This window comes from Mesorhizobium sp. M5C.F.Ca.IN.020.32.2.1 (assembly GCF_004023105.1).
GTDB lineage: Bacteria > Pseudomonadota > Alphaproteobacteria > Rhizobiales > Rhizobiaceae > Mesorhizobium > Mesorhizobium wenxiniae.
Genome location: NZ_RZSX01000110.1, coordinates 1 through 10,723, shown reverse-complemented (window position 1 = coordinate 10,723; position 10,723 = coordinate 1). Strand labels below are relative to the sequence as shown.

Annotated in this window: 8 protein-coding genes and 1 pseudogene; 8 read left to right on the top strand and 1 reads right to left on the bottom strand. The window is 61.6% G+C overall.

The window, feature by feature from the left end; genetic code table 11:
• The 8 genes and pseudogenes from EOA86_RS08200 to EOA86_RS08165 form a co-directional block, all read left to right on the top strand.
• A pseudogene (locus tag EOA86_RS08200) lies at positions 1-537 on the top strand (carbohydrate ABC transporter substrate-binding protein); the annotation flags it as partial.
• Between the two features lie 103 nt (positions 538-640).
• Positions 641-1,534 (top strand): sugar ABC transporter permease, encoded by an 894-nt coding sequence (locus tag EOA86_RS08195; RefSeq protein WP_128341186.1) that lies wholly within the window; start codon positions 641-643, stop codon positions 1,532-1,534.
• Positions 1,527-2,462, top strand: a complete 936-nt coding sequence (locus EOA86_RS08190; RefSeq protein ID WP_128341185.1) for a carbohydrate ABC transporter permease — start codon at positions 1,527-1,529, stop codon at positions 2,460-2,462. Before EOA86_RS08195 ends, EOA86_RS08190 begins: the two co-directional genes overlap by 8 nt.
• 2 nt (positions 2,463-2,464) lie before the next feature.
• On the top strand, positions 2,465-3,562 hold the full coding sequence (locus EOA86_RS08185) for an ABC transporter ATP-binding protein (RefSeq protein WP_128341187.1): 1,098 nt from the start codon (positions 2,465-2,467) through the stop codon (positions 3,560-3,562).
• Positions 3,563-3,617: 55 nt separating this feature from the next.
• Positions 3,618-4,364 (top strand): sugar phosphate isomerase/epimerase, encoded by a 747-nt coding sequence (locus tag EOA86_RS08180; RefSeq protein WP_128341184.1) that lies wholly within the window; start codon positions 3,618-3,620, stop codon positions 4,362-4,364.
• A 12-nt stretch (positions 4,365-4,376) separates the two neighbouring features.
• Complete coding sequence (locus tag EOA86_RS08175; protein ID WP_128341183.1) at positions 4,377-5,540, top strand: Gfo/Idh/MocA family oxidoreductase; 1,164 nt, start codon at positions 4,377-4,379, stop codon at positions 5,538-5,540.
• A gap of 149 nt (positions 5,541-5,689) precedes the next feature.
• The gene (mgrA, locus tag EOA86_RS08170; RefSeq protein ID WP_128341182.1) at positions 5,690-6,736 is read left to right on the top strand and encodes an L-glyceraldehyde 3-phosphate reductase; all 1,047 of its coding nucleotides are present in this window, start codon (positions 5,690-5,692) and stop codon (positions 6,734-6,736) included.
• A gap of 264 nt (positions 6,737-7,000) precedes the next feature.
• On the top strand, positions 7,001-7,405 hold the full coding sequence (locus EOA86_RS08165) for a Fur family transcriptional regulator (RefSeq protein ID WP_023675234.1): 405 nt from the start codon (positions 7,001-7,003) through the stop codon (positions 7,403-7,405).
• Between the two features lie 154 nt (positions 7,406-7,559).
• Here the strand turns inward: EOA86_RS08165 and polA are convergent, their stop codons facing one another.
• Complete coding sequence (gene polA / locus EOA86_RS08160) at positions 7,560-10,526, bottom strand: DNA polymerase I (protein WP_128341181.1); 2,967 nt, start codon at positions 10,524-10,526, stop codon at positions 7,560-7,562.
• Positions 10,527-10,723 lie beyond the last annotated feature (197 nt).

Here is a 10,723-nt window from a genome sequence, read left to right as displayed (position 1 = left end):
GCCCGCATGATGGCGAAGAACACCAATGTGCAGGACTGGAACCAGGCCACCAATCTCGTCATCTCCGGCAAGGCCGGCGGCCAGATCATGGGCGACTGGGCGCAGGGCGAGTTCCAGGTTGCCGGCCAGACCGCCGGAAAGGACTATACGTGTCTTCCCGGTCTTGGCCTGAACGAGGTCATCGCCACCGGGGGCGATGCCTTCTACTTCCCGCTGCTGCAGGACGCTGAAAAGTCCAAGGCGCAGGAAGCGCTGGCCGAAGCGCTGCTCGATCCCAAGACGCAAGTCGCCTTCAACCTCAAGAAGGGTTCGCTGCCGGTGCGCGGCGATATCGACCTCAAGGCGGCGAACGACTGCATGAAGAAAGGGCTCGACATCCTGGCCAAGGGCAGCGTCATGCCCTGGACGGACCAGCTGCTGTCACAGGACACCCAAAAGCAGAAGGAGGACCTTTTCTCCGAGTTCTTCGCCAAGCCTGACATGACCGTGGAAGAGGCACAGAAGCGCTTCGCCGACATCGTCGCCTCAGCGGACTGACGGTCGACGAACCGCTCGCTCCCGGCCCGCGACCGCGGGGCCGGGAGCTCCGGGTCAAGGTCTTGACCCTCCCGCCCTTACCCGATCCAGCCCGGCTGTGCAGATGAGCAAGAGCGAACGCCCCAACCAACTCTTCCGCAACCTTAACGCCAAGGTCGCCTCTATTCCGATGGTCCTCACCGCACTGGTGATCTTCGTCGGTGGCAGCGCGTGGACGGTGCTCTATTCCTTCACCAATTCAAAACTGCTGCCGCGGCTGAACTTCGTCGGGCTCGACCAGTATTATCGACTGTGGTCGACGCCGCGTTGGCTGGTCTCGATCGAGAACCTCCTGGTCTACGGCGTGCTCTCGCTGGTGTTCTCTCTGGTCATCGGCTTCATACTGGCGGCGCTGCTCGACCAGAAGATCCGCTTCGAGGACACATTCCGCACCATCTTCCTCTACCCCTTCGCGCTGTCCTTCATCGTCACCGGTCTCGTCTGGCAGTGGCTGCTCAACCCGGAGTTCGGAATCCAGGGGGTGGTGCGCGGCCTGGGCTGGGAAAGCTTCAATTTCGATCCGCTCTACAATTCCAACATCGTCATCTACGGCATATTGATCGCCGCGCTCTGGCAAGGCACCGGGCTGATCATGTGCCTGATGCTGGCGGGCCTGCGCGGCATCGACGAGGATATCTGGAAGGCCGCGCGGGTCGACGGGATACCGACTTTGAAGACCTATCTCTTCATCATCATCCCGATGATGCGACCGGTCTTCATCACCGCGCTTGTCATCATCGCTGCCGGTATCGTCAAGGTCTATGACCTGGTCGTCGCCCAGACCAGCGGCGGTCCCGGCATCGCCTCCGAAGTGCCGGCCAAATATGTCTATGACTACATGTTTTTCGCCCAGAACCTCGGCCAGGGCTTTGCTGCCTCGACCATGATGCTGCTGTCGGTGGTGGTCGTCATCGTTCCCTGGGCCTATCTCGAATTCGGAGGCAAGAAGCGTGGCTGACCTTGCCGTTTCCCTGCCTGCCGGTACGGGCTCTATCGGGCTTGAGGCATCCGGGCCGCGAGGGCCAAAGCCGCGGCATGTGTTCTCGCGCCGCAACATCTTCCTCTATGGCACGCTCATCGTGGTGGCGCTCTACTATCTGCTGCCGCTCTATGTGATGGTGGTGACATCGCTCAAGGGCATGCCGGAGATACGCCTCGGCAACATCTTCTCACCGCCGCTCGAGATCACCTTTGAGCCTTGGGTGAAGGCCTGGTCCAGCGCCTGCACCGGCCTCAACTGCGACGGACTCTCGCGCGGCTTCTGGAATTCGGTGCGCATCACCGTTCCGTCGGTCATCCTGTCGATCGCGATCGCTTCCGTGAACGGCTACGCGCTTGCCAACTGGCGCTTCAAGGGCGCCGACACTTTCTTCGTCATCCTGATCGTCGGCGCCTTCATCCCCTACCAGGTGATGATCTATCCGATCGTCATCATCCTGCGCGAAATCGGCCTCTATGGCAGCCTGAGCGGTCTGGTGATCGTCCATTCCATCTTCGGCATGCCGATCCTGACCCTGTTGTTCCGCAACTATTTTTCTTCCATGCCGGATGAACTGTTCCGGGCGGCGCGCGTCGACGGCGCGGGCTTCTGGGGCATCTATTTTCGTATCATGCTGCCGATGTCGCTGCCGATCTTCGTCGTCGCCATCATCCTGCAGGTGACCGGCATCTGGAACGACTTCCTGTTCGGTGTCGTCTACACTCGCCCCGACACATATCCGATGACGGTGCAGCTCAACAATATCGTCAACTCGGTGCAGGGCGTGAAGGAATACAACGTCAATATGGCCGCCACCATCCTGACCGGCCTCGTACCGCTCGTCGTCTACTTCGTTTCCGGCAAGCTCTTCGTGCGTGGCATCGCTGCCGGCGCGGTGAAAGGATGATGATGACAAGAATGGAAAATCCCAGTGTCTCGATCCAGGACCTGTCGCTGAATTTCGGCGCAGTGTCGGTGCTGGAGACGCTCAACATCGATGTCGCCGAGGGCGAGTTCATCGTGCTTCTCGGCCCGTCCGGCTGCGGCAAGTCGACCTTGCTCAACTGCATCGCCGGTCTGCTCGACGTTTCGGACGGCCGCATCTTCATCAAGGGCAAGAACGTCACCTGGGAGGAGCCCAAGGACCGTGGCATCGGCATGGTGTTCCAGTCCTATGCGCTCTACCCGCAGATGACGGTTGAAAAGAACCTGTCCTTCGGGCTGCGCGTTGCCGGGATTCCCAGGGACGAGATCGCCAAGCGCATCGCGCGGGCCGCTGAAATCCTGCAGATCGAGCCATTGCTGCAACGCAAGCCGTCGGCGCTTTCGGGCGGCCAGCGCCAGCGTGTGGCGATCGGGCGGGCGCTGGTGCGCGACGTCGACGTCTTCCTGTTCGATGAGCCGCTTTCCAATCTCGACGCCAAGCTGCGCGCGGAACTGCGTGTTGAAATCAAGCTGCTGCACAGCAAGCTGCAGAACACCATGATCTATGTCACCCACGATCAGATCGAGGCGATGACGCTGGCCGACCGTATCGCGGTGATGAAGGGCGGCGTGATCCAGCAGCTCGACGCACCGCAGACGATCTACAATCGCCCGGTCAACCGGTTCGTCGCCGGCCTCCTCGGCTCGCCGGCGATGAATTTCCTCGACGGCAGGCTGGAGAAGGACGATGGCAACTGGCACTTCGTCGCCGAGGATGTGCGGATCCCGCTTGCCACCTACGCTTTCGAAAAGGAGCCCGTGCCGGGGGCGGCCGTCTTCGGTATCAGGCCCGAGCATGTCGCGTTCAACAGCGGCGCTGGATGGCCTTTCACAGCGACGGCTAATGTCGTCGTCGTCGAACCCATGGGCTCCGACACGCTGGTCTGGCTGAAGCTCGCAAATCAGAATTTCACGGTTAGGGTGACATCCGAGCGCACGCCAAACAACGCCGACACCGTGAGCATCGGTTTTGACCCGATGCGCGCTTCGCTGTTCGACGCTGCAACCGGCAACCGCCTGTAACTCCCCGAAATTTCACCCTCAAGCCCATCCATCCCCCAGAGAACGGACAGAGACGATGAATTGGTCATTCCAACTTTACAGCGCCCGCAATTTCCAACCTTGGGAAGCGGTGCTCAAGATGCTGGGCGAGCTCGGCTACGCGCAAGTCGAAGGGTTCGGCGGCGTTTATGACGATCCCAAGGCGTTTCGTGCCGAACTCGACAAGAACGGGCTCGCCATGCCGACCGGCCATTTCTCGATCGACGCGCTCGAGAAGGATTTCGATGGCGTGCGCAAAATCGCCGACGCGCTCGGCATCACACTGCTCATCTGCCCCTATCTGGTCGCCGAGAGCAGGCCAACCGACGCCGCCGGCTGGCGCGGCTTCGGCGCACGCCTGGCCAAGATCGGCGAGACGGCTGAGAAAGCCGGCTACGGCTTTGCCTGGCACAACCATGATTTTGAGTTCAAGAAGCTTGCCGACGGCTCGATGCCGCAGGAGCACATCGTCGCGGCGGCACCCGACATCGGCTGGGAGATGGACGTGGCCTGGGTGGTGCGCGGCGGCGGCGATCCGCTGCCCTGGATCGAGAAATATGGCAAACGTATCGTCGCCGTCCATGTCAAGGACATTGCCAAGCCTGGCGAGGGCGTTGACGAGGACGGCTGGTCCGATGTCGGCCACGGAACGATCGACTGGGCCGGCCTGATCAAGGCGCTGCGCGCCAAGAGTGCCGCCAAATACTACGTCATGGAACAGGATAATCCCAACGACATCGAGCGTTTCGCTCGCCGCTCGATCGCAGCCGCCAGGACCTATTAGGAGCAAATCAGCATGGCAAGAAAACTTGGGATCGGCGTTGTAGGCTGCGGCAACATTTCGAAAGCATATTTTTCGCTGGCGCCGCTGTTTCGCGGCATCGAGATGCGCGCCTGCGCGGATATCAACATGGATGCGGCCAAGGCGCGGGCGAAGGAGTTCAAGCTGCGCGCCGAGACGGTCGAAGGGCTGCTCAAGGCCGGCGACATCGACATCATCGTCAATCTCACCATTCCGGCGGTGCACTACGAGGTATCGAAACAGATCCTCGATGCCGGCAAGCACGTCTATTCTGAAAAGCCCTTCGTGCTGTCGGTCATGGAAGGGCTCGATCTGAAGAAGCTGGCCGAGCGAGACGGGCTGCGCATCGGCTCGGCGCCGGACACTTTCCTCGGTGGCGCGCACCAGCTTGTCCGCAACCTGATCGACACTGGCAAGCTCGGCAAGATCACCAGCGGCACATGCCATGTGATGAGCCATGGGATGGAGCATTGGCACCCCAATCCGGACTTCTTCTTCCAGCCTGGCGCCGGTCCGGTGCTCGATATCGGACCCTATTACATCACCAATCTGATCCAGCTGATCGGACCGGTGAAGCAGGTGGCAGCCTTTGCTTCGATCCCGAAGACAGAACGCACGATCTCGTCCAAGCCTCGCGCGGGCGAAAAAATCCTGGTCGCCACGCCGACGACGATTCATGGCGTGATGGAGTTCGAGAATGGCGCCGTGGTGACGCTCAATACCAGCTGGGACGTGTGGAGCCATGGCCACGCGCCGATGGAACTCTACGGCGAGTTGGGCACGGTGTTTTTGCCGGATCCGAACTTCTTCGGCGGCGACGTTCGCTTTACCGACGCCGCCAAGCCGGTCAAGAAGCTGCCGAAATGGAAGCATCCGTTCGGCGTGGCCAACCAGATGCATTCGCACGGCATGATGGCCAACTATCGCACCGCCGGTCTCGCCGACATGGCGCTGGCGATTGCGGAAGGCCGGCCGCACCGGTGCTCGATGGAGCTGGCGCTGCATGCCGTGGATGTGATGACCGGCATGTTGCGGTCGGGCGCGAGCGGAAAGTTCGTTGCCATGCAGACCACCTGCGAACGCCCTGCGGCACTGGGCGTCAAGGATGCGGAAGCGCTCTTGGCGAAGAAGAAAGGGCTCCTGGCGAAGAAGAAATAGGGCAAGCGCTTCAGTGATTGCGACACGTGTTGTTTACGTCGACCCCTCTCCCCATAGAAACGGCGAGACGCTAAGGGTGAGGGGCAGAGCCGACTCACCCTTTTTTGCGGTGGCAACTGCCGGGCTCGCATTGATCTAAAGGATTTCCCATGCCCTATGTGCCTGCCGAAAACCGCTACGAGAAAATGATCTACAATCGCTGCGGGCGATCCGGCCTGAAATTGCCGGCGATCTCGCTCGGCCTCTGGCACAATTTCGGTGGCGACACGCCGCACCGGACCAAACAGGCGATCGCGCGCAAGGCCTTCGATCTCGGCATCACGCATTTCGACCTCGCCAACAATTACGGCCCGCCGCCCGGTTCGGCTGAGACAGCTTTCGGCGAAATCCTGCGGACGGATTTCTCCTCCTATCGCGACGAGCTGATCATCTCGACCAAGGCCGGCTACGAAATGTGGGCCGGGCCTTATGGTGAATGGGGCGGGCGCAAATATGTGCTGGCCAGCCTCGACCAGAGCCTGAAGCGGATGCGGCTCGACTATGTCGACATCTTCTATTCGCACCGCTTCGATCCCGAAACGCCACTGGAAGAAACGATGGGCGCGCTCGATCACGCGGTGCGCTCGGGCAAGGCGCTTTATGCCGGCATCTCTTCCTACAATTCGCAGCGCACGCGCGAGGCCGCCGACATTTTGAAGCAGCTCGGTACGCCTTGCGTCATCCATCAGCCGAGCTATTCGATGCTCAACCGATGGGTCGAGGACGATGGTTTGCTCGACACGCTGGAGGGGCTCGGCGTCGGCTCGATCGTGTTCACGCCGCTGGCGCAAGGCATGCTGACCGACAAATATCTCGGCGGCATCCCTGAGGGCAGCCGCGCCAGCCAAGGCAAGTCGCTGAGGCCGGCCTTCATCAACGACAAGACCATCGCCAACATCAAGGCGCTGAACGCGATTGCCGGCCGACGCGGCCAGACGTTGGCGCAGATGGCGCTGGCCTGGGTGCTGCGCAAGGGCCGGGTGACCTCGGCGCTGATCGGCGCCAGCCGGCCGGAACAGGTCGAGGATTGCGTCGGCGCGCTGAAGGCGCTCGACTTCAGCGATGCCGAGCTCGCGGAAATCGACACGTATGCGCGCGAAGCCGACATCAATCTGTGGGCCGCCTCCGCAGAGCGCAAAGGTCCGCCACGGAAGTGATCCACCACGGAAGTGATTCACTACAGAAGTGACTGGCAACGCGTAGCCGACCAGGTGCGGCGGGAACTGCTCCCCCCGGTTTATTTACTCGGCCCGCCAATGGCTGCTTCGAAATTTAAGCCTGCCCGGAGTTGGCCGGCTTCTGGGCCATGCCAGCACAGAAACAGTAGCAAAAAGGCCCGTTCGTCGCTATCTGGATAGAATTGAAGCCGCTTGCATGCGGAAATGCCATGCGAGCGGCGCAAACGGGTTGGAAACAGGATCATGGCAGCAAGGGATGTGCTGACGAAAAACCAGTTGTGCGTGCTCGAGAAACTCGAGGCCGCCAGCGGGCCGCTCAGCGCCTATACATTGCTTGACCAGCTTCGCGAGCGGGGTTTTCGCGCACCGCTGCAGGTCTATCGCGCACTCGACACGCTGGTTAAGTCCGGTTTCGTGCACAGGCTCGAAAGCCTCAATTCCTTTGTCGCCTGCGCCGAGCCGCACGACCACAGCCATTCGATGACCGCCTTTGCCATCTGCGACACATGCGGGCAGGTGACCGAATTTTCCGACCATGATGTCGGACACCGGCTCGACGAATGGGTACGCTCGACCGGCTTTGCCGCCAAGAAGGCAGTGATCGAATTCCGCGGCACCTGTGCCAAATGCCTGGCCGAGGCGGCTTAAGGTGTATTGATATTCAGGTGAAGCCGGCCTGCAAATGGTGGCTTCCTACGCTTCCGGTGCTCACGTACCCAAAAGTACGTTCCGCTCCGGTTCTCGGAACCCACCATTTTCGACTCGGCCTGACCTGAATCTCAACACACCTGGCTTGGGCGCATCAATGAGCCTCTTCCCAATGGTCGGCGGCGCGGGCATCGACATGCAGCGGCACCGACATCGACACCGCCGGCATCGCAGCGTTCTCCATCACATGGCGCACGACGGGGATCGTCGCCTCGACCTCCGCTTCGGCCGTCTCGAAGACCAGCTCGTCATGCACTTGCAGCAGCATACGGGCGGAAAGCTTTGCCTTTTCCAACGCATCGTCCATGCGTATCATGGCGCGGCGGATGATGTCGGCCGCGGTGCCCTGCAGCCGCGCGTTGATCGAGGCGCGCTCGTTGAAGGCACGGACTGACGGGTTTGACGACCGTATCTCCGGATAGTGGATGCGGCGGCCGAAGATCGTTTCGACGAAGCCGTATTCGCGGGCATAGGCTTTGGTCGCGTCGATGTAGTCGCGGATGCCCGGGAAGCGTTCGAAATATTTCTTGATATAGGCGCCGGCCTCTTCGCGCGGGATCGACAGCTGGTTGGCGAGACCAAAGGCGGAAATGCCGTAGATGATGCCGAAGTTGATCGCCTTGGCGCGGCGGCGTATCTCCGAGGGCATGCCCTCGACCGGCACGTTGAACATCTCCGACGCGGTGATGGCGTGGATGTCGGCGCCGTCGGCGAAGGCCTGTTTGAGCTGCGGGATCTCGGCGACATGGGCGAGCACGCGCAGCTCGATCTGGCTGTAGTCGGCGGAAACCAGCTTGTTGCCCTTGTCGGCGATGAAGGCCGTCCTGATCTTCCGCCCCTCGATGGTGCGTACCGGAATGTTCTGCAGATTGGGATCGGAGGACGACAGCCGTCCCGTCGTTGTCGCGGCAAGGGCGTAGGAGGTGTGGACGCGCTTCGTATCGGGATGGACGAAACCGGGCAGTGCGTCGGTATAGGTCGATTTCAATTTGGTCAGCTGGCGCCAGTCGACGATCTTGCGCGGCAGCTCGTGGCCTTCGGCGGCGAGGTCTTCCAGGAGCTGCGCCGAGGTTGACCATTGGCCGGTCTTGGTTTTGGAGCCGCCGGGCAGGCCCATCCTGCCGAACAGGATGTCGCCGAGCTGTTTTGGCGAGCCGATATTGATGCGCTCGCCGACGAGCTGGTAGATTTCATCCTCCAGCCGCGCGGCGCCCTGTGCCAGTTCGCCGGAGAGCCGCGAAAGGATCTGCCGGTCGACGGAGATGCCGCGCTGCTCCATCCTTGCCAGCACCGGCACCAGCGGCCGTTCCAGCCGCTCGTAGACCGAGACGAGGCCCTTGGCGGCAAGCCGTGGCTTCAGCACCCGCCAGAGCCTGAGCGTCACATCGGCGTGCTCCGCGGCATAGGCCGTTGCCTTGTCGATGTCGATCTGGTCGAAGCCGACGAAGCTTCTTCCAGAGCCGGCCAGATCCTTGAGGGCAATGGTCGAGTGGCCGAGCCACTTTTCCGACAGAGCCGCCATGCCGTGGCCGCCTGACGTGCCTGCGTCGAGCACGTAGGAAATCAGCATGGTGTCGTCGAAGGGGGCGACATCGATTCCGTGGCGGCTCATGACGACGAGGTCGTATTTCAGCTCCTGCACGATCTTGAGAACCGACTTGTCCTCCAGCAACGGCTTCAGAATGCCAAGCGCCTCACGGATCGGGATCTGGTTTTCGACTACTCCGCCGCCGAGCAGGTCGCCGTTGCCGCTTTTGTGGGTGAACGGCACATAGGCGGCGCGACCGGGCGCGGTGGCTATGGACAGGCCGATCAGCTCGGCCTGCATCGGATCGGCTGACGTGGTCTCGGTGTCGAAGGCAACGATGCCGGTCTCCATCGCCTCGGCCACCCATGCCCTCAGCACCGCTGTGTCGCGGATGGAGACGTAAGCGCTGGCGTCGATCTTGCTGCCAGTGGCGTCCTCGAAGCGAAGCGCCGAGAGAAGCGAAGGGGTGTCACCTTCCTTGGGTTCCACCTTGATGGTGGCCGGCACTGCTTCCCCGGCTTCGTCTGTCACTGTCTCTGCCGCTCTTTCGGCGGCTGCCGGCACTCCAAACCCGACATCGGGACCATGCGCGGTGTCGGCGCGCTCGATAATGACGGGAACGGGCTTGACATCAGCCGCTTCCGTTCCGGTCGCTTCCGCCACGCGGCGGGTCAACGAGGAGAATTCCATCGTCTTGAGAAAGCCGATCAGCCTTGGTCCGTCGGGCGGGTGCAACACGAAATCGTCGAGCCCGCCGATCCCCGGCACGTCGTTCTTCAGCGTCACCAGCTCACGCGAAATGCGCGCCTTGTCGGCATTAGCAATGATCGATTCGCGCCGTTTGTCCTGCTTGATCTCGGCGGCACGGGCGAGCAGCGTATCGAGATCGCCGAACTGTTCCAGCAATTGCGCCGCCGTCTTCGGCCCGATGCCGGGCACGCCCGGCACATTGTCGACCGAATCACCGGTCAGCGCCTGCAGGTCGATCATCTTTTCCGGCGGCACGCCCCATTTCTCGATCACCTCGGGAACGCCGATTTGGCGGTCCTTCATCGGGTCGTACATGGCGACCGAAGGGCCGACCAGTTGCATCAGATCCTTGTCGGAGGAGATGATGGTGGTGTCGGCGCCGGCTTCGCAGGCAAGCCGGCAATAGGTGGCGATCAGGTCGTCGGCTTCGTAGCCTTCTATCTCGAGGCAGGGCAGGTTGAAGGCCCTGGTCGCCTGCCGGATCAGGCCGAACTGTGGGATCAAATCTTCCGGCGGTGCCGAGCGGTTGGCCTTGTATTCGGGGTAGAGGTCGTTGCGGAAGGTTTTCGACGAATAGTCGAAGATGACGGCGAAATGCGTCGGCACGATGCCGACATCGGTGTTGCGGGCGTCCTGCGTCAGCTTCCACACCATGTTGCAGAAGCCGAGCACGGCACTGGTCGGCAGCCCGTCGGATTTGCGGGTCAGCGGCGGTAGTGCGTGATAGGCACGGAAGATGTAGCCGGAACCGTCGACAAGGAAGAGATGATCGCCTTTTTTCATGGGACGAAGGGATAGCGCGGCGCAGCGTCGTGGTCCATGCCAAAGGCGGCCTCAACCGCCGGTTCCGGCAACATCCCTGACAGTCGATCCGATCACGGGTATGTTACGAAAGTGTAATCTTCGTGCCCTTGAATCGCCACGTTCGGAGACACAGATAAGCGCCATCGGCATTTTTCGCCGAGGTCCGGAGCAAGGCC